Origin of the sequence: Shimia gijangensis (genome assembly GCF_900142085.1) — a bacterium.
GTDB lineage: Bacteria > Pseudomonadota > Alphaproteobacteria > Rhodobacterales > Rhodobacteraceae > Shimia > Shimia gijangensis.
The window spans coordinates 40181-61930 of the sequence record NZ_FQZQ01000006.1 but is presented as its reverse complement, the minus strand read 5'-3'; the positions used below and the strand labels follow the sequence as shown (position 1 = coordinate 61930).

Below are 21750 nucleotides of genomic sequence, written 5' to 3'. Positions count from 1 at the left end.
ATGAACGCTAAACCACAACCACTTGAGCAAACAAGGGAAAGAGTTTGACCGCCCCCTACGCTGTGCTAGCTTTCCCGCACGCACAGCAGCGGACTAACGCCCGAAAAATCAACAGGAGTGCCTTGTGACGTTTTTATCAAAACCCCACCAGATCGTCTTTTCAAAGGTCGCATTAGGAATAGCCTGTTTGGGGTTTGGCACAGGAGTGGGCGCCCAAAGCCTGCCGGATGTGGCTGCGTTAGAGCTGTTTGCAGTTTACGAAGAAAGCAAGGCGGGGGATCCCGAAACAGCATTGGCCATCGCGGACGACATATTGGCCCGCACACAGGACACGGATCTGAGGCTTTATTTTGCTCAATCTGCACTGGATGCCAATGCACCGGCCCGCGCACTTGAATTTTTGACACCTATTTTGAACACGCTTGGGAAAAGCACCGCTGTATACGATCAGGCCGACCCGCGGGCATCTCAGGCCCTTGATTTGGCGGCACAGGCCTATGCTGCACTGGGTAAACGTCGCGAGGCGTTGCAGACTTCTCTTGAGGCCTACAATGCGGCAGAAGCCCGGCTGGGAGCGGAAAACCTCGCTCTGTTGGACCGGCTGGCGGTTTTGGAGCCTGAAGTGGAAGAGCTGTGGCCGGAATTGCTGCCCGCTCTGAAAAAAATGCGCAAACGGGTCAGTGACGCCAACGCGCCCAAGGCAACACCATTTGGAAATACCTCAACCCGCGCGGTTGGCAGCCCGACGGCCGTTCAGGTGTGGTTTGGCACCAATCGGGTTCCGACCGGATCTACGGATCCTGCGCAGATGTTTGGCAGTGATCGTGGCACTTTGACACTTGGGAAGCTGACGGTGACTATTCCCCCGGATCACACCGCGGGTATGATTGAGCGGCCTTCGGGTTGGTTTTTCACCGAACATCTTGATCCGTCCAAACACGTGGTTTTGGAAAGTCTGAAAACGCTGGCTTTTGATACTTTTGCCGAAGGATGCTGTGCCGCAGAGGACCGATTGCTGTTCATCCACGGCTATAATGTTACCTTCCATGATGGCGCATTGCGGGCGGCGCAATTGTTCTTTGATCTCGAATTTCCCGGGCAGGCGATGTATTATAGCTGGCCGTCTAAGGCCACTGTGTATGGGTATCTCAGCGATTCAAACGGTGTTTTGGCCACGCGCCCGGCGATGGAAGACTTTTTTGAAATCGCCACCCGCGGCGAAGGCAAACTGCACGTCATCGCGCATTCCATGGGCAATCGATATGCGGTTGAGGCGCTGGAGACTTTTTTCCTGAAACATCCTGACCGCCGTCTGGGGCAACTGGTTCTGGCCGCGCCGGATGTGGACCGCGCCGAACTCGTCGCGCGATTTGATGCGTTGAAAAACCACTCGGATGGGGTGACGCTTTATGCGTCCAAGAACGATCTGGCTTTGCAGGTATCTAACAAGGTCAACGGAGGGCGACGGGCAGGGGATGCCAATGGCGACCTGTTGCGCATCGAAGGGCTGGACACGGTGGATGCATCTCTGATCGAAGCGGATTCCCTGGGGCATTCCTATTTCGGCGACGCGCCGGAAATGCTGGGCGATATTCTGGGACTTGTGCGGCTTGGCTGGCGTCCGCCGGAACGCTGCGGCGTTGCCATGCGCGAAGGCAGCGATGAGGGCGGCGTTTGGGATGTGAAACCCGGAGGGTGTGCGGTGCAGGAGGTGCGCGCCGCAGGCGATTTGGTGCGTCTGTTTGGGGCCACAGCACTGGACGAAGCGCGACGCCGCATGGACATTGATGGCAGCAGCCGACGCGAGTTTTGGCTGGGTGTCATGAACGTCATCGAAGAACGTTTCTAACAGTGAGAATGCATTGTGGCCCCGCCTGATGGCAGAGCCACTTTTTTAGGGCTGTTGGTGTTTCACCCGGAAGCCGTTTCCGACATGCGAATGCGAAAGATTACCATATAGAGCGCTGGTACAACCAAAAGCGTCAGCACAGTTGCAAAGGTGAGGCCAAAGACCAGCACCACGGCCATGGATTTAAAAAACGCATCCAGAAACAACGGCACCACCCCAAGAACGGTGGTCAATGAGCCCATCATCACCGGGCGCACCCGGCTGGCGGCAGAATCCACCACAGCGTCAAATCGCGGCTTACCTTCGCCAATCTCAAGGTCCATTTGATCCACCAGCACAATCGCATTTTTGATCAACAGGCCTGAAAGGGACAAAACCCCAAGAATGGCCATGAACTCCATCGGCGTACCGGTTGAGACCAGCCCCACCGTCACCCCAATCATCGCCAAGGGCACTGTCAGAAAGATGACCAAAGGTTGACGCAGGGCGTTGAACAAAAAGATCACGGTGAGAACCATCGCGCCCAGGCCCACAGGTAAGGTCGAGGCGAGGTCTTCGTTGGCCTCGGTCGAGTCGCCGTATTCGCCTTCCCATTTCAGCTTGTAGCCGGGAGGCAGTTCTATTGCCTCGATCTGCGGGCGTAATTCGTTGAGCAGAATGCCTGCCAGAATACCTTCGGCAGGATCGCACTGCGCCTGAATGGCCCACACCCGGTCAACACGGCGGAACAATGAGTCCCGCCAAACCGTGTCAAACCCATCCACCAACTGCAGCAAGGGAATGGTGCCACCTGTGACCGGAGAAGAAACCTGAACCGTTTCAATCGCACTCAGACCCACGCGTTCATTGCGGGGCGTGCGTTGGATGATCGGAATGAGATAATCGGCTTCGCGGTAGAGTGCCACCTGACTGCCCGAAAAGTTGATGTTCATCGCGTTAGCAATATCCTCGCGCGTGACTCCAAGACGACGGGCGCGCGTTTCATTGACCAGCGGTTCAATGGTTGGAACCTGTTGGCGCCAGTCATCCTTGATCGAAATGGTGCCAGGATGCGCGGCCATGATGGCCTGTGCCTGATCGGCCAGCTGCCTCAGGACAACCGGATCGCGCCCGGTAAACAGTGCTTCGATTTTGGAACCACCGCCGGGTCCAAGTTGAAACCGCCAGACTTTGGACTGGGCATTGGGATAATTTTCATCCACATGGGCCTGCAGTTCCGGGATCAGCGTGTCGATCCGTTTATAATCATCCACCTTGACCAGCAATTGGCCATAGGCGGCTGTTGGGTCCTCGGGCGAGTACACAAGCATGTAGCGCAGTGTGCCGCCTCCGATCAGTGTGTGCACATCAGAAACCCCATCCAGCGCCGAAACTTCTTGTTCGAGATCAGCCATGCGTTGGTCTGTCAGATAGATGTCGGTGCCTTCGGGAAAGAACACATCAACCACCACCTGAGGCGTTGTGGATGATGGAAAGAACCCGGGCTTGATATAGGCCATGCCTGCAATCGCCAAGGCCAGAGCTCCAAAGCTCACGCCAATCACCCCCCAGCGCAATTTCAGCAGAACATGCATGAATTTCTTGTAATTGCGCATCATGGCGCCGTCGGGTTTGGGGCCTGTAACGCTGTCTTCTTCTTTGAACAGGATGTCAGCAAACAACGGTACGGCGGTCAGCGCAAAAAGCCAGCTGAACCCGAGCGAAATCATCACCACCCAGAACAGATCGCCGGTGTATTCAGCGGTTGATCCGGGAGCAAAGCCAATCGGGGCAAACGCGATGATGCCCACAAGCGTGCCGCCCAAAAGCGGCCATTTGGTGCGCGCAACCACATCAATCGACATCTCAAGCTTGCGTTTACCTTCTTTCACGCCGACCAGAATGCCTTCGGTCACAACGATGGCGTTATCCACCAGCATGCCCAGCGCAATAATCAACGCGCCCAGCGAAATCCGGTGCATTGGAATACCGGCAAGGTTCATCACTGCCAGTGTCGCCGCAATAGTGAGCAGCAACACGCCGCCAATCACCACAGCCGAACGCATGCCCATGAACACACCCAATGTGATCAGTACGATCAACAGGGCGGCCCCGACATTCTTGGCAAAATCCTTGACCGAGATATCGACGATTTCGCCTTGATGGTAAAACGTCTCGATCTCGATCCCCAGGGGGCGGTTGACTTCGGTGTCTTCGATCACTTTGGAAATGGCTTCGCCGACTTTGACGATGTTTTCACCGGGCAGGGCTGAGATTCCAACAATCACCGCAGGTCGCCCGTTATAGCGCATGATCTTGCTGGGGGGGTCTTGATAGCTGCGCACCACATCGGCGATATCGCGCAAGCGGACAATGCGGTCGGTGTCGTCTGTGGTGACAACTGTGTTCATGAGCGCGGTGACGGAATCCCCGATCTCCGGCAGCTGGAACTGAACCCGTTGCTGACCAATAACAACGTCACCTGCAGAAACCACCGAGGTATGTTGTTGAATTTGGCTGAACACCTGATCCAAAGACACGCCGGTGACAGACATTTGTGTCTGATTGAATTCAAGATAAATCGCTTCGTCCTGAACCCCATCGATGGCCACTTTGGCGACACCGTCTACAGCCAGCAATTCTGTGCGCACCGCTTTGGCGTAGTCCTGCATCTCACGAGGGCTAAAACCATCGCTGGTCAGCACATAATATAGGCCGTACACATTCGCGTAATCATCGTTCACATAAGGATCGCTCGCTCCGGGTGGCAGGCCGCGCGCGGCGTCTTTGGCCTTGTTGCGCAACTTGGTGTAAATCAGGCTAAGGTCTTCTTTGCTGGGGGAGAATTCGTAAAGAATATCCACCGAGATGGTGGATCGACCCGCTTCGGATTTCGAACGGATTTCTTCAACCTCAATCATTTCCTGAAAAGCGCTTTCCAAGGTTTCGGTAACCTCATTGGCGACTTCCAGCGGGGTCGCGCCGGGATACGACGTGATAACCTGGGCGGTTCGAATGACAAATTCGGGGTCTTCAAAGCGCGGCATGTTTTTATAGGCCTGCCAGCCGCCAATCAGCGACAAGACAATAACAACGCCCGCTATTAGCCTGTTTTTTATTGAAAATTCGGCAATGCTCATGGTGTATTAGCCCCCGAACCGACGGATTTTCATACCTTCAAACAAGTATGAGGCACCTGCGCCAACAATCTCGTCACCGACCTCAAGCCCTTCCAGAACCGCCAGGTTGATACCAATTTCGTCCTCCAGAACAATGTCTCGACGGGTCACACTCAGAGCGTCGCCCTGATCTTGTACCAGCCAGACAAATGGGGTTTGGCCATCGTACTGAACCGCGGCCATGGGCACTTCGATCACTTTGACATAAGGTTTGGAGGCGTTGGGCACGACCTTGGCATAGACCTGTCCGGTCATCCCCGGCAGCACCACCAGCCCGTCGGGGCGGGTGAAATTCATCTGTGCCTCGTATGTCTGGGTTGAGGGATCAGCTTGTTGGGCCAGCGATCGGAATTCGGCCGGAATGCTGATCAACGGGGCCACATCCAGCGCCAGATGGCTTTCCAGAATATCCACATCGGTGGCATCAACCAGTTGACTCGCCGGAATATGCATCACCGCGCGAAATTTGTTTTCGCTTTGCAAAGTGACTATTTCTTGCTGTGCATTGACGGTTTGAAACTGGTCCACATTCACAAGCGCGATCACACCGTCGAAAGGGGCCAGCAACGTAGCATCCTCTAACCGTTTGACCGAAGCTTCGACATTCAGTTCGCCCAACTCGTACTCGGTCGCGCGCTGATCATAGGTGCTTTCGGGAATATTGCCTTGTTTCAACAATATTTTAGCGCGTTCGAATTCCACCTTTGCCTGGGCCAGTTGCGAGCGCGCCTGATTGACATTGTTTTCAAGAATGCGGGTGTCTACCCGGGCAATCAGATCTCCCTTTTTGACCAACATGCCTTCTTTCACGGGAAATTCCTGCAAAACGCCGCCTTCAAGCAATGTCAAAACGGCAGATTGGTCAGGTTCCACCACAATTGGCTGAGAAATCTTGGTTTCACGGGGCCGTTCGGCAACGGCGATGATTTTTGCCGGACGCGGGGCACGTTCTGCCTCGGCGTCTTGCTCGGCCAAAGCCGGGCTCGACAGAGATAGCATCACACAACTGATCAGAGTCGCGACGGGAATGGAAAAAACTGCGGGCGACATTGGAAAACCTTTCGAATCCATTGACCTTTGAAATCAGCATAACAAGGCTGGAAATTAGAGTATAACTTTAGTTTGATCACGTAGCGTTACGGAAAGCAAAATCAAAGGCCCATCAGAGGGTGCAATCTGAACGCCACATGTCCCGTATTAAACGCCGCTTTCTGAAGCTCTCCAGCGAATCCAGGCCTCGGGTGTGTCCAGATCAGTTAGAGCGTTGTGATCTGGCAAAGGCACAAGGCGAACCGGCGTGGACTTTGACGCAATCACGGATCGTGCACCTTCGTCGCCTTTCAGGGCCTTCAATTGGGCAAAGCATGACTTTGGAAAGATCACCGGATGGCCCGGTTGACCATCTTTCGTAGAGGCCCGCAAAATAACACCGGATTGGGTTTCCGACCACGCAGAACACATATCCATCAGGTCTTCGCGGGTGATCTCTGGCATGTCTGCCGGCAGGATCAACACCGCCGTGCACCGGGGGGCCAACGCGGCCACGCCTGCGCGAATACTATAGGCCATTCCATTTGCGGAATCGGCGGATTGAACTACTGAAACATTAAGATCCTTTAATGCCTTAAGGCGGTCTTGGGGTGTGTGTGGCAGGGCAATTGTGACCGGCACTCTGGTTGACAGAGCACGCTCGGTCACCAGGCGGATCAAAGGTTGGCCAGCCACATCCTGTAGCAATTTATCTTCGCCACGCATGCGCGAAGACTTTCCGGCAGCAAGGATCAGGATTGACAGCATAGGCACCCTTTTCAGCGTAAAGATCACCGGAGGCAAGGTTGAGTGCCTCCGGTGGCTGCATTTTTACAAGAAAGACGCCGGTTTAAAAGGGTCAGCCGCGCATTCTTGAACCATCTGCATCAAACAATGGGTCCGTGACGAGCCGCGCCTTGCACATTTGTCCAAGAATTTCGATTTCGACCTCTAGCCCGTCCACAGCCCGGTCGGTTGGAACGAATCCCTGCGCGATTGATTTTTGGGCGTAGTGGCTGAAACCGCCGGATGTACAAAACCCGACAACTTCACCCTCGAGCCAGATCGGTTCATAAGCGTTGACGTCAGCATCAATGGCGTCGACCTCAAAGGCGCAAAGCTTGCGGGTTGGGCCCGCGTCGCGTTCGGCTTCGGCGGCGGCACGCCCAATAAAGTCGCCGGGCTTTTTAAAGCTGATAAAACGATCAAGTCCGGTTTCTGCTGCAGTATAATCCGGTGAGAATTCAGACAACCAGGACCCAAAGAATTTATCGAGCCGGAGCGACATCATCGCGCGCATCCCAAACGGGCGCATGCCATGGGGTTGTCCGGCGCTCCAAAGTGTGGACCACAACGCGCGTTGCGAGGGCAGGTCGCAGTAGATTTCATAGCCCAGATCACCTGTGTAGCTGACCCTTTGAATGATGCAGTCCGCCATGCCAACGCTCATGCGGCGCACATCCATAAACCGCATGTCGGAAATATCCTGACGGGTGCAGGCCTGAAGCACTTCGCGGGCTTTGGGGCCGGCAATTTGGAAACCGTTCAGCGTGTCAGAGATGTTTTCAACCGCGACCCCATGTTCCTTGTGCTGCAGGAACCAGCGCATGTGATAGGCTTGGGACCCATACGAAGCTGTCAACTGAAATTCGTCTTTGGAGAGACACGAGATGGTGAAATCCCCGATCAGACGCCCCTTGGGAGACAGCATCGGCGTGAGCGATAGACGGCCAACCGCCGGCACACGTCCGGCCATGATCCGATCCAGCCATGCACGGGCGTTCTTTCCCCGAATGCGATATTTTCCAAAGTTATGAACCTCATTGATTCCAACGGCTTCGCGCACCGCTTTGACTTCGCGGGCCGTCGCCTCAAAAGCGTTAGAGCGGCGGAATGAGGGCGTTTCAAAGCGGGGTTCATCACCTTTGGCAAAGTAGTTGGGAATCTCCATGCCATATTGCGCGCCCCAGACCGCGCCCATGCCATCAAAAATGTCATTCATCGGCGTGGTGCGGAAAGGCCGTGCGGCGGGCAGTTCTTCGTTCGGGTAGGAGACGCTAAAGCGTTTCTGGTAGTTTTCGATCACTTTGGGGCGAGTGTAGCCCGGCGTGATCCAGTTGCCAAACCGCGCGCAATCCATGGCGAATGTGTCACGTTCGCATTCGCCTTCGACCATCCATTGTGCCAGCATGAGACCGACGCCACCACCTTGCGAGAACCCGGCCATCACAGCGCAGGCAGACCAGTAGTTGCGCATGCCGGGTACGGGCCCCACGAGTGGGTTGCCATCAGGCGCAAAGGTAAAGGGGCCGTGGATCACGGATTTCACACCGGCCGCTTCAAGAGCCGGAAAGCGTTTGTAGGCAAAATCAATCGAGGCTTCAATCTTGTCAAAGTCGTCTTGCAAAAGTTCATGCCCAAAGCCCCATGGCGTGCCGTCGACGGCCCAGGGTTTGCAGGGTTGCTCATAAAACCCAATGCAAAGCCCACGCCCTTCCTGACGCAGATAGCTTTCGCCAGCCGGGTCCATCACATGCGGGTGTTCGCCGCCTGCATCGATGATCTCGGCGATCATCGGCACTTCGTCTGTGACGATGTACTGGTGCTCCATCGGATGCAGGGGCATGTAAACACCGGCCATGGCGGCGACTTCGCGCGCCCACAGGCCACCTGCGTTAACGATGTGTTCGGCGTGGATGGTGCCTTTGTTCGTGACAACATCCCATGTCCCATCGGCGCGTTGATTGGTTTCCTGTACCATGCAATGGGTTTCAATGGTTGCCCCGCCCATGCGCGCGGCCTTGGCATAGGCGTGCGTGGTGCCCGAGGGGTCAAGATGGCCATCCAGAGGGTCATAAAGTCCGCCAATTATGCCGTCTATGTTGGTGACAGGCGCAATCTTTTTGATCTCTTCAGGCGAGACGATTTCAGTCTCAAGCCCCATAAAGCGATGTTTGGCACGTTCAGCGACCAACATATCGAACCGATCCTGATTGTCGGCCAGTGTCACGCCGCCCACGTGGTGTAACCCACAGGACATGCCGGTGATCTCTTCGAGCTCTTTATAAAGGCGAATGGTATAGCCCTGGAGGGCCGCCATGTTGGTGTCGCCGTTTAATGTGTGAAAGCCACCTGCGGCGTGCCACGTAGATCCAGAGGTCAGCTCGGAACGTTCCAACAGCAACACATCGGACCAGCCCAGTTTGGTCAGGTGATACAAAACCGAACAGCCAACAACTCCGCCGCCGATCACGGCCACTCGTGTGGTGGTTTTCATGACGCTTCCTTTTTTGTCGCTTGATTTCTACCTTCACAATTACGGCATTTTGACAAATCGCTGGTCATTTTCCGACGACCTTTGTCGCAAACGTCCAAGTGGTTGCTGGACTGGCGGTAAGACTGTGTTAGGTCTGGGGCATGATACGCGCTTTATTTATTTGTTTTCTGACGATTTTCTCAGGGACGTCCGTTGGGGCTGCGCCCGTTCCTTACGCTTTGGACGTGAAAGACTCTGAAGTTGTGTTTTTCTATACATTGGGGGGGCGCGAAAACCGTGGCGCGTTTTCGGTCAGAAATGCCTCGACAATGATCGACTTGCAGGATGTCAGGCGTTCCTCTTTGGATGTGACCATTTCCACCAATTCAGTCCGCGCTGGCGATCCCTTTGTTACCCTGGCCCTTAAGGGCCCAGAACTTTTGGCGACGGGCAAGCATCCGGAGGCAAGGTTTGTCAGCAAACGGGTTTTTCCTACAGATCTGGGTGTTCGCATCGCCGGAGACCTCACTCTCAAAGGCATCACCCTTCCTGTAACCTTGAATGCGCTCTTTCAGCGCCGCGCAAATGCGCCGACGGACAATTCGGAACTGATTTTACAAGTCACAGGGGCAGTCCCACGTGCCTCTTTTGGTGTGACAGGTTTTCCCGACCTCGTCGGAGATATGATCACTTTGCGCTTTGTGGTGCATTTGGTTCGGGAATGAAGGAAAGGCTCAGAATGCGACGAGATATGTCGCAAAATGGCATTTGGCCGTTCTGACGCGGGGGCAGGCTTGGACCGTAGAAACCAAACCTGAACGGAAACTTTGTTATGCGAACCGAAGCCCAGGCAGTCGTCATTGGTGGCGGTCTTATCGGATGTTCAATTCTCTATCACCTGACCAAACTCGGCTGGACGGATGTCGTTCTGCTGGAGCGGGACGAGCTGACCAGCGGCAGCACATGGCACGCGGCGGCGGGCATTCACGGGCTGCACGACAGCGCCAACATCAGCCGTATTCAGCACTATACGATGACGCTTTATAATCAGCTTGAGGAAGAGACCGGACAAAGCTGCGGCGTTTTCCAGCCGGGCGCGCTCTATCTGGCACAGACCGAGAACCGCGAGCATCAACTGAAATTGCAGGCAGCCAAGGCCAAGCTTTACGGCATGAATTTCCATGAGATCAGCCGGGATGAGGCCGAACGCCTGCATCCGTTGGTCAATTTTGACGGTATCCGCACCATTATGTGGGAAGAGGATGGCGGCAATGTCGATCCCTCGGGTGTGACCCATGCCTATGCCAAGGGTGCGACGCAGCGCGGAGCAGAAATTCATCGTTTTACACCGGTCACAGGCACCGAGCAGCAGCCCGATGGCAGTTGGATCGTGCGCACGCCCAAGGGGGATATCAAAACACCCTGGGTCATCAACGCAGCGGGGCTCTGGGGGCGCGAAGTGGCGAAAATGGCGGGGCTGGAAATGCCTTTGCAACCCACGGAACACCAGTACTTTGTGACCGAGACCATCGCCGAGATTGACGCCATGGAGCGTCGTTTGCCTTCGGTCGCTGACCGCGATGGTGAGTATTACATGCGCCAGGAAGGCAAGGGGTTGCTGATCGGCGCCTATGAAAAGGACATGCGGTTTTGGGCCGAAAATGGCACACCGCTCGACTTTGCCCATGATCTTTTCCCCGACGATCTGGAACGCATCGAAGACAACGTCTTGCGCGCCATGGACCGAGTGCCAGTGGCAGGTACAGCCGGTATCAAGCGGGTCATCAATGGCCCGATGATCTGGTCGCCCGACAGCAACGTGATCCTTGGGCCAGTGCCGGAACTGGACGGCTATTTCATGTGCGGCGGCATCATTCCGGGTTTCTCGCAATCGGCAGGCATGGGGCTGATGGTGGCGCAATGGATCATCGAAGGTGAGATGCAATATGACATGTTCCCATGGGACGTGGCGCGTTTCGGCGCGTGGGCCAATAATCCTGAATTTGTCAAAGCCCGCGTGCGCGATGTCTATTCGCACCGTTTCGCTATCCACTTTCCTAATGAAGAACGCGCGGCAGGCCGGCCACTGCGCACAAGGCCCATTTATGAGACACAAAAAGCCATGGGCGCGGTCTTTGGGCTGAACTATGGTTGGGAACATCCGTTGTGGTTTGCCGACAAGCCCGGTGTTGTCGACACCAATGGCTTTACCCGCCAGAACTGGTGGGGACCGGTGGGCGAGGAATGCAAAATGCTGCGCGAGCGGGCAGGCATCATCGATATCTCGAACTTTGCCAAATACATTTGTAAAGGACCCGGCGCCGAAGGCTGGCTTAACGCGGTTTTTGCCAACACCATGCCCAAAGCTGTCGGTCGGTCGTGCCTCACACCATTGATTGGCAAACGCGGCGGGATTGCCGGTGATTTCACCGTGACTCGTGTTGAAGACGATGAGTTTTGGGTTATCGGATCAGGCATGGCCGAGCGGTATCACAAGCGGTTCTTCAAACAGGTGCCGCTGCCAGGTGGTACGACGTTTGAAAGCAAAACAGACGCGATGTGCGGATTTAACGTTGCTGGTCCCAAGTCTCGCGAGTTGTTGCAGCGGATGACCAATGCCTCACTTGCGACCGAAGATTTCCCTTTCATGCGTTCAAAAATAGTTGAGATCGCAGGTGTCAAAGCGTTGGCATTACGTGTGTCCTTTACCGGTGATCTGGGGTGGGAAATTCACTGTGCCGCTGAAGATCAGAAACGTCTGTACAAGGCGCTTCTTGAGGCGGGTAAAGAGTTTGGCGCAGGCCCCGTCGGTAGCCGCGCGTTGATGTCTTTGCGCGTTGAGAAGGGATATGGCTCGTGGAGTCGCGAATACAGCCCCGAGTACTGGCCGCAAGAGGTGGGGCTGGATCGTTTGTGCAAGATGGACAAAGATTTCCTCAACAAAGCGGCGGTCGCGGACACCATGGCAAATGACGCCCGTGAACAGCTTGTGCTGCTACATCTGGACGAGGCCGCGACAACCGCGTCCAACGCGGATGCCACAGGTGGTGAGCCGATCTTCAAAGAGGGTCAGGGCATCGGCCGTGTGACCTCTGGTGCCTATGGGTATTCCGTCGGCATGTCGCTGGCGTTGGGGTATGTGAAGAATGCCAAGGCGGGGGATGAGGTAGACGTCATGGTTCTTGGGCGCCCCCACAAGGCCGTGATCCTGCAGGAGCCACCGTTTGACGCAAAAGGGGCTCGTCTGCGGGCCTGATGAACGCCGCTTAGCGAGTTTCACTAGAATATGCCACAAGCGACGGGCTATTTACGGATCGGAACGCCGTACAGTTCGAGCTTGTGGCCCTTCAGCTTATAGCCCAGCTTTTCGGCGATCTTTTCCTGCAAAGCTTCGATCTCGGGATCAACAAATTCAATCACTTCGCCCGAGTTGATGTCAATCAGGTGATCGTGATGATCACGTTCGGCGTCTTCATACCGTGCGCGGCCATCGCCAAATTCCAGTTTGTCCAGAATGCCTGCCTCTTCAAACAGCTTGACTGTGCGATACACTGTTGCCAGTGAAATGCCGGCGTCCTTTGCAGAGGCACGGTTGTACAGTTCTTCCACGTCCGGATGGTCCGAACTTTGCTGTAAAACACCAGCAATGGTGCGACGTTGGCCTGTCATGCGCAGGCCTTTGGCTTCGCAGCGGGCAAGAATCGTGTCCGACATAAAGAGCGTCCTGTTTGGCTTGGATTAGCGTTTTAGCGGCGTGACAGGATGCTGGCCACCACTTTTGCACCTAAGACGCGCGGTTTATTTCCTTGACTTGTGAACCGCCAACCCCCATTTGCGCTAGCAACCGCCTTCTGCCGCGTGAGCAGTCGCCCAAGACCGGAGATAACCCGGCCAGAGCAAAGGCGTTCATCTGATCCCAACATCACGCGTGGGGCCAAGGTCCAGAAGGACTGTCGCAAGAACGTGACAGATCGCTTCGCGGCCTACCACCAACTGACCCCCGCGATGGGGCCACCTAAGGTGCGCACATCATGTGTCGTGCCAGAAAGACATTTATTATGACGACGTTTAATAACCTCGGTCTGCCACCAAAGCTGGTTGAAAAGCTGATCAGCACAGGCATCGACAAACCGACCCCAATTCAGGAAGGTGCCATTCCGCACGCGCTGGAAGGCAAAGACGTGATGGGGCTGGCGCAAACCGGGACCGGTAAGACTTTGGCCTTTGGCCTGCCGTTGATTGCCAAACTGCAATCTTATGGCCACCCACCGGCCCCCAAGACAGTCCGTAGCCTGATCCTTGCACCGACACGTGAGTTGGCCAATCAAATCAAGGACAGCCTTGGCATCCTTGTGGATGGCAGCCATTTCAAGGTGGGGCTTGTTGTCGGAGGTGTCGCCATCAATCCACAGATCAAACGCGCGGGCCGGGGCACTGACATATTGGTGGCCACACCGGGACGTTTGATTGACTTGATGGAACGCCGTGCGCTGGACCTTTCGCAGACCGATTTTCTGGTGCTGGATGAGGCAGACCAGATGCTGGATATGGGCTTTATTCATGCGCTGCGTCAGATCGTGGGATGGTTGCCGGAAAAACGCCAGACCATGCTGTTCTCTGCCACCATGCCCAAACTGATGGCCGAGATTTCGGCCTCTTATCTGAACAACCCTGTTCGGGTGCAGGTGGCGCCTCCGGGTAAAACAGCCGATAAGGTCACGCAAGGGGTTCACTATATCTCGAAGGCAGAGAAACCCAATCTGTTGATCGAGTTGCTGAGCACCCACCGTGACGAAGCGGCAATTGTGTTTTCCCGTACCAAACATGGGTCTGACCGTCTGGTGAAGGCTTTGGTTAAGAAAGGGTTTGAGGCCCTGACCGTGCATGGCAACAAAAGTCAGGGGCAGCGTGAACGCGCCCTAAAGGCGTTCCGCAATGGTGAGGCTATGGTGCTGGTGGCGACAGATGTTGCTGCGCGGGGGTTGGACATTCCGCAAGTGCGCCATGTTTACAACTTTGATCTGCCCAACGTTCCAGAAAACTATGTGCACCGGATCGGCCGGACGGCACGTGCTGGTATGGATGGCGCGGCAGTGGCGTTCTGTTCACCGGACGAAACGGATGAGTTGAAGGCCATTCAGAAAGTTCTGAAAATGGACATTCCCGTGCTGTCTGGTACGCCTTGGTTGGGGATGACCGATCCATCCCATAAGAACAAACCCAAAAGCAACGGCGGTGGTCGTGGCAAAGGTGGTCCGCGCCGTAGTGGCGGAGGCGGAGGCAATCCGAACCGTTCAGGCGGTGGTGGCGGCAAACCCTCGGGAGCGCCGGGCGGTCAGCAAAGGCGTCGGCGTCGTCCATCGAGCGGCAAAGCGGCCTAGAGTCCAAGTCCGCCTTTGGCGAAACGCTTTAGTAAGATGAAGAGGGGGCGGTGGTCAGTAGGCCAGCCGCCCCTCCATCGTTTTGACGGCCGCTCCGCTGATGGTGACCGAGCCGTTGTCAGTGGTGACGCCAATCACCGAAGGGCGTCCCAGTTCGTCGCCTTGATGAACCCGCAGAGTGACGTCTTGACCCTGAAGCTGGGCCAGAAGGGCGCCAAGGGTGGCGCAGGCGGACCCTGTGGCGGGGTCTTCGGGGATGTTATCAAGTGGAGCAAACATGCGGGCGTGGATCACGTCTGCTTCGCGCACGTATGCGAATTGCGCAAAATCAAGGCCAGAGGGATGCGCTTTGGTGCCTTCGCGAAATGCGCCGACGTCCGGTTGCAGCGCTGCAAGCGTGTCGCGGCAGTCAAGCTCGGTCAGGGTGAATGCCAGCCCAAGAGAGGCCATAACAGGGGCATGGGTGCTGGTCAGGATGGCGTCCTGAGATGCGCCGAGGGCGCGTGCAACCAGACAAGGGTCAGGATGGGCCATGATGTCGAGCGGTACATGGGTGGTGAACTGCGCACTGCCTTTTTCGGCACGACAGGCCAAGGGACCAACACCCAATTCCAGCACCATATCTGGGCCATATCCAAGATCAGCCAGTGCCACGGCAGTGCCTATTGTCGGATGGCCCGCAAAGGGGACTTCCATCGTGGGGGTGAAAATCCGTACCTTGGCCGTGTTGCTCAGATCATCCGGCGGAGTGACAAACGTCACTTCGGAAAAATTGAACTCGGCGGCGATGCTTTGCAGCTCTTGTTCAGGCAAGTCGCTAGCATCGGGAAAAACAGCCAGCTGATTGCCGCCAAAAGGCTTTTCGGTGAAGACATCGTAGACAACATAGCGGCGCATCACATCAAATCCGGTTCGCGGCCAACCCGGTTGGCCAGTGGAGCGATGGTCAGACCCTGAACGATGATCGAGAAAACCACAACAACGTAGGTGGCGGTCAGGATCAGGGGTTTCCATTCATTTTCAGGAATCGACAGCGCCAGAGCCACCGAAATACCGCCTTTGATGCCACCCCAGGTCATGATCGGTATCACGCCCTGGCTGAACTCTCGAAAGGGGCGCAGCAGCATGACAGGGACTGCCACGGCGGCCAGACGCGCGACCAGAGCCAACAGGATTGCTGCAACACCGGCCATCAGAAATTCACCCTGAAAAGCAACTGCGAAGACCTCAAACCCGATCAGCAGGAACAGGACGGCATTCAGGATTTCGTCAATCAGTTTCCAGAATGCATCCACATATTCACGGGTCTCAGCGCTCATCCCGTGTTTGGCTCCGATGTCACCAATCAACAGACCCGCGCAGACCGCCATGATTGGAGCAGACACGTGTAATGCGACGGCCAGCTCATAGCCTCCAAAGGCGAGACCCAAGGTCAAAAGCACTTCGAGAGAATAGTCATCAATCAGGCGCATCACACGGAATGTGAGCCAGCCCAGAACGACGCCCAAGACGGCTCCGCCCACGGCTTCCTGGAAGAACAAAATGGCGGCATCGTCCAATTGCGAGCTGCCGTGGTCAACGGCGCCGTGATGGCCTGCACCTGCAAACGCCATGCCTGAGATCACCAGAAACACCACATAACCAACGCCATCATTGAACAGGCTTTCGCCCGCGATCTTGGTTTCAAGGGTTTTGCGTAAGTTGGCCTCGCGCAGAACCCCCAGAACCGCAACCGGATCGGTGGGTGAAATCAGCGCGCCAAACACCAGTGCGATCATCAGGGGCATGCCAGTGATCCAGCTGAAACCAAAGCCGACAATTGCCGTGGAAAGCCCAACGCCAATTGTGGCCATCAACGCGACGGGCACCCATTGGGCGCGCAGATCGTGCAGTTTGACATGCAGGGCGCCTGCAAACAGCAAAAGGCCCAGCATGCCTTCAAGCAAAGTGTCTGAAAAATCGATGTCGGCGATCATGTTGCGCGCCGTGTCGGCGATGCCAAAGTGAGGTGCGATCAAGTCGATCGTCAGCAAGCCAAAACTGGCAAACAAGGCGACCACCAATATGCCAATGGCCGAAGGGAGCTTTAAAAACAAATAGTTGATCGCGCCAAATATTCCGGCCAGCACAATCAAAAGCGATGTGATCTGTAAAAAATTCATAAACCTGTCCCTTGGGTATTCTAAGGGTTGGCTAACATAGCCACGGGTTGCCAGACAAGGTAACGATCGGCTGAGGGCTGAGTTAGGCTCGTATCAAATCCGCCCACACTGGCAAGTGATCGGATGCGCTGGCGGCAGGGCGCTGTCTGTGGACACCGCAGCTTGTCGCGCGCAAATCTGCAGTCAATGCAAAAGCATCAAGAGCCGCTATGGGGCGCGGGGCCGGAAAACTATGACCGCCTTCAACAAAGTCCAATCCCGGCGTGGCGGCATCCAAAGCGGTTTTTGGACCCCATTCGTTGAAATCTCCGGCGATGATCGTGGGCATCGATGGGCGCCGTCGCAGTTCACGGGTGATGGCCATGAGTTGTAGCAAACGATAGCGGCGCAGCAGGCCAAGATGCACACCAACCACGCGCAAATAGCCGATTTTGGTACTCAATTCGGCGATGATAGCGCCACGAGGCTCAAGTCCGGGCAGATCAATCCCGGCGGTGCCCAAAACGCTGATATCGGGGCGCAACAGCATGGCATTACCGTGCCAGCCCAGAGACCCGCCCGGTTGGCCAAAGTCCAATGTGGTCCAGTCGTGACTTTGGATCAGATCATGTGGCAGGGCTGCGGGGCGAGGCGGCAGGCGCTTGTCAGCCTCTTGCAGAACCACAACTTCGGCCTGCAAAGCATTGATCACCTGCAGCGACCGATCCGGGCGGCGGCGCATGTCTATGCCGACGCATTTTTGAAGGTTGTATGTGGCAAGGCGTAAAGATGAGGTCATGATTGTCTTATCTGTGCTGCGCGGCCTTGTGACATGCGATGCCCCGATTGGCGAGCGACCTTAATGTCGCGACGCCGCGTTGTCTGGAGATTTACTTGACACGCTAATGAAATCGGGCGCCAGTGACGCAATGGAACGAAAGTCACATATGGATACATTTGGTGCCTCGGCACTAATCCTGTTCGCTATCACGTTGGCGTTTAATCAGGTGGTGATCAAGGTTACAAATGGTGGGTTTTCACCGGTTTTTCTGGTGGCCATACGGTCTGTGATTGCTGGTCTGGCTGTCGCTGGCTGGATGGCCTGGCGCGGAAAGCCTTTTGAATACAAGTGGTCTGTTGCCTGGCCTGGAATTCTAATTGGGGTCATTTTTTCCATTGAATTCATAAGTCTGTACATCGCTCTTGATCTTACAGATGTGTCGCGTGTCAGCGTGATTTTCTATTCCATGCCGGTCTGGCTTGCTCTGGCGGCACATGTATTGCTGCCCGGAGAACGCCTGACCTTCGTGCGTTTGATCGGGCTTGGTTTGGCAATGACGGGTGTTGCGGTTGCTTTGTTGGATCGACAAAGCGGTGCTGCCAACATCTGGGGAGACATTCTGGCCCTGATGGCGGCGATTGGATGGGCCGCGATTGCCTTGTTGTTGCGGATTACCCCTTTGTCAAAGACCAACCCGGAAACCCAGTTGATGTGGCAGTTGATTGTCTCGGCTATTGTGCTGAGCGCGATAACGCCGTGGTTTGGTGAGATCTTGCGTGATCCAGCCATAATCCATGTATTGGGGCTGTTGTTTCAGGCCATAGGGGTGGTAGCGATTGGCTATCTGGTTTGGTTCTGGATGTTGTCGATTTACCCAACATCGTCCGTCGCATCGTTCAGCTTTTTATCGCCGGTGTTCAGCGTGTTGTTTGGGTGGTGGATATTGGGCGAAAAGGTCGGCCCAAGCATCTGGATCGCGTTGGCATTGGTCGCCTTTGGTTTGTTCTTGATTAACCGAAAAGCTTAGGTTCCACAGAACGTGGCGCGTACCCGTTCCTGCTCAGACGGAGGGCGGCGCAGATCATCGAATTCACTTTTGTTTTCAAATGGCTGGGACAAGGCTTTCATTAACCGTTCAAAAGGGGCCATGTCGCCCTGAACCGCGGATTGAATCATCTGTTCCACACGGTGATTGCGCGGGATCAGAACGGGGTTTGTGATCTGCATGACCTCTTGGGGCGCGGCTTCGGTTTCCAGTCTGGATTGCCAATCTAAGGCCCAGTCAGCGTAAGCCTCGCGGTCAACAAACTGGTCGGTGGCATCTCCAGTGGTCAGGGCGGCGAAAGTGTTGGTAAAATCGGCGCCTTGCGCGGACATCATCTGCAACAGACGGGCTGTAAGCTGGTGATCTTGGTCGGTCGGTTCAGCAATGCCGATCTTGCGGGCCGATGTGGCATTCCACTTTGTATTCAACATCGCGGGCATGGCGTGCACGGCGTGGGTAAATGCCTCAACGGCGGCCTCTTGATCTGGCATGAGAGGCAAGAGAGAAGACGCCAGCTGCGCCAGATTCCACACGATCACGTTTGCTTGCGAGGCAAAGGCATAGCGCCCGGTTCGATCAATTGAGGAAAACACCGTCATCGGGTGATAGGCGTCCATAAAGGCACAGGGGCCATAGTCGATAGTTTCGCCGGAAATCGCGCAATTGTCGGTGTTCATCACGCCGTGAATAAATCCGACATTCATCCAATGCGTGATCAATGTTGCCTGTCGTTGGATCACCGCATTGAGAAAACCAAGAGGATCGCTGACGTCCGGATAATGGCGCTCGACTGCGTGTTCAAACAGGGCCTTCAGCCCTTCACTATCGCCACGTGCTGCCAAAATCTGAAAGGTGCCCACGCGAATATGGCTCGAAGCGACACGCGTAAGGACAGCGCCGGGCAGGGCGGTTTCGCGTTGAACAAGTTCGCCTGTGGCCACAGCGGCCAGCGCGCGGGTTGTGGGGATGCCAAGCGCGTGCATGGCCTCACTGACCACAAATTCGCGCAGCACCGGACCAACCCAGGCGCGACCATCGCCATTTCGGGAATACGGCGTGCGACCGGACCCTTTGAGTTGCAGATCAAAGCCTGCAACTTCTCCCAAGAGGATTGCACGCCCGTCCCCCAACTGAGGATTCCAATTGCCAAATTGATGTCCCGCATAAAGTTGCGCCAAAGGCTCCGCACCGTCCGGAATTGCATTGCCTGAAAACACGCGGGCCAATACGGCGTGGTCATCGTCTCCGGAAATCCCGAGGTCACGCGCAAGCGCATGGTTGAACGCCAGCAATTCGGGCGCATGCACCGGCTCGGGGCCAAGGCGCGAAAACAGGCGTTCAGGCAGCTTTGCGTAGCTGTTGGAAAAAGGGATCGTCAGAGGCATGAGCTTAGTTCACAATTTGCGAGACATCAGCATATAGCGCGGACGGGTGGTAAAACCAGCGCGCGTGTAAAGCCGCTGCGCGGTTTCATTGTCATGGTCGACCTCAAGATGAAACGCTTTGACGCCTGCATCCGCCAGAGCGCGCGGCAGAGCCGTGAGCACGTCCGTCCCCATGCCCCGCTTGCGTACAGCCGGGCGGATGTACAGTTCGTCAATGAACGCATCCATGCCGCCAAATTCAATCGACCAGCCAAAGGTGATGACGATATAGCCCACGGGCGCACGCGTTGGCCCAATCAGATAAGCCACACCTAGCGGAGTGCCTTCCAAGAGCGGCAACACGGCTGCGTGCCGGTCTTCACTGCTCAGCACAATGCCAGCTTCGGAGTGAAAGGCCTCGACCAAAGGCAAAAGGCGGTCAATGTCTTCAGGACGGGCAAGGTGCAGCGCAGTACTCATAATCGGGCGAGCCTTACTGTCAGAAGCTGAAAGAAGCCATCCGCATCAATATCGCCGATGAAAAGTGCGTTGGCCGGACGGTCCGTGACACCCCACCAATCGGCCACGGTCATGCCCATGGTCAGTTCGGAATGGGTTTCGATTTCAACATTGATATAACGACCTTTGAACAGATCAGGGCGGATCAGATAGGCGGTGACACACGGGTCATGCAATGGCGCGCCTTCGCTGCCGTATTTTTCCTTGTCGAACCGTTCAAAAAAATCGGTCATCTGGGCCACGGCGATGCCAACGTCCGAACCAATCGCACGGAAGGCATCGTTGCGGGATTTGGTGACCAGCGCCTTGTGGGTGACATCCAACGGCATAACCACAATTGGAACGCCAGATTTAAAAACAATATGAGCGGCTTGCGGGTCAACATAAATGTTAAATTCAGCAGCCGGCGTGATATTACCGCCCTCGAAATACCCACCGCCCATCAGGACAATCTCCTGCACCCGATCCATGATATCGGGCGCCTTTTCAAAGGCCATTGCAATGTTGGTCAGCGGCCCCAATGGGCAAAGTGTGACAGTTCCTGCAGGCTCAGCACGAAGAGTATCGATGATGTAGTCAACGGCGTGCTGATCCTGTAAGGGCATCACCGGGTCGGGCAGGTTGGGGCCATCAAGCCCGGTTTTACCGTGCACATGTTCCGCAGTGACCAGATCACGGCCCAAAGGTCGATCACACCCGGCAAAGACTTTCATTTCGGTCCTGCCTGCCAATTCACAGACAATCCGGGCGTTTTTCTGGGTCAGAGGCAGGGGAACATTACCGGCCACGGCCGTGATACCCAGAACATCAATGTCCTCGGGGCTCGACAGAGCCAACAGGATCGCAACGGCGTCGTCTTGGCCGGGGTCCGTATCAATGATGATCTTGCGTGGGCTCATTTGGGCATGTCCAGAAGTTCAGGTTGGATTGAACATGCAGACTGAGCAAAGACACGTGGATTGTCTAGGTCGGTTGGGAAATTATCTGTCTTGGAGAAGGGCTGTTGTGCGGGACAAACTGGACTTGTGCGGCTGCAGATATTGGTGACGAAGCAACCTTTCGCAGCTGCACTACGTTCGACACTGCGTTGCGGCGGGCTTGCACCAGAGCGGTCATTCAATACCACGTTGAAACGCTCTATCAAGCTGCCGTCGCGAATGTTGTCTTTGAAAAGCAATATGAGCGGGCGAACATTGCCCTTTGCAACTTCCTTGTTTGGGCAGAGCG

The 21750-nt window shown here is 55.7% G+C and carries 16 protein-coding genes; 5 read left to right on the top strand and 11 right to left on the bottom strand.

Going from position 1 to position 21750, the window contains the following annotated elements:
- Nucleotides 1–124 precede the first annotated feature (124 nt).
- Complete coding sequence (locus BUC32_RS06965; protein ID WP_139280667.1) at nt 125–1849, top strand: alpha/beta hydrolase; 1725 nt, start codon at nt 125–127, stop codon at nt 1847–1849.
- Nucleotides 1850–1911: 62 nt separating this feature from the next.
- On the opposite strand, the gene BUC32_RS06960 is transcribed toward BUC32_RS06965, so the two are convergent.
- The 4 genes from BUC32_RS06960 to BUC32_RS06945 all read right to left on the bottom strand — a co-directional run bounded on the left by BUC32_RS06960 (nt 1912) and on the right by BUC32_RS06945 (nt 9313).
- Nucleotides 1912–4968, bottom strand: a complete 3057-nt coding sequence (locus BUC32_RS06960) for an efflux RND transporter permease subunit (protein ID WP_073251028.1) — start codon at nt 4966–4968, stop codon at nt 1912–1914.
- Nucleotides 4969–4974: 6 nt separating this feature from the next.
- Complete coding sequence (locus tag BUC32_RS06955; protein WP_175556909.1) at nt 4975–6057, bottom strand: efflux RND transporter periplasmic adaptor subunit; 1083 nt, start codon at nt 6055–6057, stop codon at nt 4975–4977.
- 147 nt (nt 6058–6204) lie between these two features.
- Nucleotides 6205–6804, bottom strand: a complete 600-nt coding sequence (locus tag BUC32_RS06950; protein ID WP_073251025.1) for a nucleotidyltransferase family protein — start codon at nt 6802–6804, stop codon at nt 6205–6207.
- A 91-nt stretch (nt 6805–6895) separates the two neighbouring features.
- Nucleotides 6896–9313 carry a GcvT family protein gene (locus BUC32_RS06945; protein ID WP_073251023.1) on the bottom strand — a complete coding sequence of 806 codons (2418 nt, stop codon included), beginning with the start codon at nt 9311–9313 and terminating at the stop codon, nt 6896–6898.
- 140 nt (nt 9314–9453) lie between these two features.
- On the opposite strand from BUC32_RS06945, the gene BUC32_RS06940 reads away from it, so the two are divergent.
- A complete protein-coding gene (locus tag BUC32_RS06940) occupies nt 9454–10017 on the top strand; it encodes a YceI family protein (RefSeq protein WP_073251022.1) in 564 nt (187 codons plus the stop codon).
- Between the two features lie 107 nt (nt 10018–10124).
- Nucleotides 10125–12548, top strand: a complete 2424-nt coding sequence (locus BUC32_RS06935; protein WP_073251020.1) for a GcvT family protein — start codon at nt 10125–10127, stop codon at nt 12546–12548.
- Nucleotides 12549–12595: 47 nt separating this feature from the next.
- Here BUC32_RS06935 and BUC32_RS06930 read toward each other — a convergent pair whose 3' ends face one another.
- On the bottom strand, nt 12596–13006 hold the full coding sequence (locus BUC32_RS06930) for a Fur family transcriptional regulator (protein WP_073251018.1): 411 nt from the start codon (nt 13004–13006) through the stop codon (nt 12596–12598).
- A 344-nt stretch (nt 13007–13350) separates the two neighbouring features.
- On the opposite strand from BUC32_RS06930, the gene BUC32_RS06925 reads away from it, so the two are divergent.
- Nucleotides 13351–14673: a DEAD/DEAH box helicase gene (locus BUC32_RS06925; protein WP_073251016.1), complete on the top strand. Its 1323-nt coding sequence runs from the start codon at nt 13351–13353 to the stop codon at nt 14671–14673.
- Nucleotides 14674–14727: 54 nt separating this feature from the next.
- Here the strand turns inward: BUC32_RS06925 and BUC32_RS06920 are convergent, their stop codons facing one another.
- The 3 genes from BUC32_RS06920 to BUC32_RS06910 all read right to left on the bottom strand — a co-directional run bounded on the left by BUC32_RS06920 (nt 14728) and on the right by BUC32_RS06910 (nt 17613).
- Nucleotides 14728–15570, bottom strand: coding sequence for a PhzF family phenazine biosynthesis protein (locus BUC32_RS06920; protein ID WP_073251014.1), 843 nt, complete (start codon nt 15568–15570; stop codon nt 14728–14730).
- Nucleotides 15570–16835, bottom strand: a complete 1266-nt coding sequence (locus BUC32_RS06915) for a cation:proton antiporter (protein ID WP_073251012.1) — start codon at nt 16833–16835, stop codon at nt 15570–15572. Before BUC32_RS06915 ends, BUC32_RS06920 begins: the two co-directional genes overlap by 1 nt.
- A gap of 82 nt (nt 16836–16917) precedes the next feature.
- Nucleotides 16918–17613 (bottom strand): endonuclease/exonuclease/phosphatase family protein, encoded by a 696-nt coding sequence (locus tag BUC32_RS06910; RefSeq protein WP_073251010.1) that lies wholly within the window; start codon nt 17611–17613, stop codon nt 16918–16920.
- Between the two features lie 148 nt (nt 17614–17761).
- Here BUC32_RS06910 and BUC32_RS06905 point away from each other — a divergent pair, with 148 nt between their 5' ends.
- A complete protein-coding gene (locus tag BUC32_RS06905) occupies nt 17762–18622 on the top strand; it encodes a DMT family transporter (RefSeq protein WP_245815146.1) in 861 nt (286 codons plus the stop codon).
- Here BUC32_RS06905 and BUC32_RS06900 read toward each other — a convergent pair.
- The 3 genes from BUC32_RS06900 to BUC32_RS06890 are packed head-to-tail and all read right to left on the bottom strand — an operon-like array spanning nt 18619 to nt 21422.
- Nucleotides 18619–20025 carry a protein adenylyltransferase SelO gene (locus BUC32_RS06900; RefSeq protein WP_073251008.1) on the bottom strand — a complete coding sequence of 469 codons (1407 nt, stop codon included), beginning with the start codon at nt 20023–20025 and terminating at the stop codon, nt 18619–18621. The two genes, BUC32_RS06905 and BUC32_RS06900, sit on opposite strands and share 4 nt — an antisense overlap.
- A 9-nt stretch (nt 20026–20034) precedes the next feature.
- Nucleotides 20035–20484: a GNAT family N-acetyltransferase gene (locus BUC32_RS06895; RefSeq protein WP_073251006.1), complete on the bottom strand. Its 450-nt coding sequence runs from the start codon at nt 20482–20484 to the stop codon at nt 20035–20037.
- Nucleotides 20481–21422, bottom strand: a complete 942-nt coding sequence (locus BUC32_RS06890; protein WP_073251004.1) for a nucleoside hydrolase — start codon at nt 21420–21422, stop codon at nt 20481–20483. The genes BUC32_RS06895 and BUC32_RS06890 overlap by 4 nt, the downstream gene beginning before the upstream one ends.
- Nucleotides 21423–21750: the final 328 nt, after the last annotated feature.

Coding starts and splice junctions, on each gene's coding strand:
- BUC32_RS06960 (WP_073251028.1), bottom strand. CDS start 4,968: ATGAGCATTGCCGAATTTTCAATAAAAAACAGGCTAATAGCGGGCGTT.
- BUC32_RS06955 (WP_175556909.1), bottom strand. CDS start 6,057: ATGTCGCCCGCAGTTTTTTCCATTCCCGTCGCGACTCTGATCAGTTGT.
- BUC32_RS06950 (WP_073251025.1), bottom strand. CDS start 6,804: ATGCTGTCAATCCTGATCCTTGCTGCCGGAAAGTCTTCGCGCATGCGT.
- BUC32_RS06945 (WP_073251023.1), bottom strand. CDS start 9,313: ATGAAAACCACCACACGAGTGGCCGTGATCGGCGGCGGAGTTGTTGGC.
- BUC32_RS06940 (WP_073251022.1), top strand. CDS start 9,454: ATGATACGCGCTTTATTTATTTGTTTTCTGACGATTTTCTCAGGGACG.
- BUC32_RS06935 (WP_073251020.1), top strand. CDS start 10,125: ATGCGAACCGAAGCCCAGGCAGTCGTCATTGGTGGCGGTCTTATCGGA.
- BUC32_RS06930 (WP_073251018.1), bottom strand. CDS start 13,006: ATGTCGGACACGATTCTTGCCCGCTGCGAAGCCAAAGGCCTGCGCATG.
- BUC32_RS06925 (WP_073251016.1), top strand. CDS start 13,351: ATGACGACGTTTAATAACCTCGGTCTGCCACCAAAGCTGGTTGAAAAG.
- BUC32_RS06920 (WP_073251014.1), bottom strand. CDS start 15,570: ATGCGCCGCTATGTTGTCTACGATGTCTTCACCGAAAAGCCTTTTGGC.
- BUC32_RS06915 (WP_073251012.1), bottom strand. CDS start 16,835: ATGAATTTTTTACAGATCACATCGCTTTTGATTGTGCTGGCCGGAATA.
- BUC32_RS06910 (WP_073251010.1), bottom strand. CDS start 17,613: ATGACCTCATCTTTACGCCTTGCCACATACAACCTTCAAAAATGCGTC.
- BUC32_RS06905 (WP_245815146.1), top strand. CDS start 17,762: ATGGATACATTTGGTGCCTCGGCACTAATCCTGTTCGCTATCACGTTG.
- BUC32_RS06900 (WP_073251008.1), bottom strand. CDS start 20,025: ATGCCTCTGACGATCCCTTTTTCCAACAGCTACGCAAAGCTGCCTGAA.
- BUC32_RS06895 (WP_073251006.1), bottom strand. CDS start 20,484: ATGAGTACTGCGCTGCACCTTGCCCGTCCTGAAGACATTGACCGCCTT.
- BUC32_RS06890 (WP_073251004.1), bottom strand. CDS start 21,422: ATGAGCCCACGCAAGATCATCATTGATACGGACCCCGGCCAAGACGAC.